Source organism: Neglectibacter sp. X4 (assembly GCF_009917365.1).
Classification (GTDB): domain Bacteria; phylum Bacillota; class Clostridia; order Oscillospirales; family Acutalibacteraceae; genus Acutalibacter.
The window spans coordinates 1-591 of sequence record NZ_QWLE01000302.1 but is presented as its reverse complement, the minus strand read 5'-3'; the positions used below and the strand labels follow the sequence as shown (position 1 = coordinate 591).

2 protein-coding genes are annotated in these 591 nt (G+C 55.7%); both read left to right on the top strand.

The annotated features are described in order from the left end of the window. A partial coding sequence (locus D1841_RS20060; RefSeq protein WP_161880217.1) for an ABC transporter ATP-binding protein occupies positions 1–411 on the top strand: 411 nt, incomplete at its 5' end. Continuing rightward, positions 404–591 (top strand): ATP-binding cassette domain-containing protein (locus D1841_RS20055; RefSeq protein ID WP_160644995.1); only part of this gene is annotated, 188 nt, incomplete at its 3' end. The genes D1841_RS20060 and D1841_RS20055, both read left to right, overlap by 8 nt.

Here is a 591-nt window from a genome sequence, read left to right as displayed (position 1 = left end):
GAGCTGATGGAGAAGGGCTTTATCAAGTCCATGATCTTCATCACCCACGAACTGCCGCTGCTGTACAACGTGACAGATGACATTATGGTTATGTACGCAGGGCAGATAGTGGAGCGGGGCACAGCCAAGGAAATGGTGTTCGATCCCATCCACCCCTATTCCAAGGGCCTGATGGGTTCCATCATTGTGCCGGAAGAGGGCACCAGGGAGACAAAGCTGGAGGCCATCCCCGGCACGCCCCCGAACCTGAAGCACCCGCCGGCTGGCTGCCGGTTTGCGCCCCGGTGCAAGTATGCAAAGCCGGAGTGCAAGGTATATGAGGTGCCGGAGAAGGAGTTTGAGGAGCACAGGATGTACCGCTGCTGCTATGAAGTGGACTATTTGAAGGAGGTGTACGGGAGAAATGGCTAGAGAGTTGGGGAAATCAGTACTGAAGGGTGAGAACATCACCAAGGTTTTCGGCTATGGCAAGACCCGCACCGAGGCAGTGAAGCAGGTGAACTTCGACTTCCATGAGGGCGAGGTTATCTCCATCGTAGGGGAGTCCGGCTCTGGGAAGACGACCATTGCCAGGATGATCCTGGGTCTTAT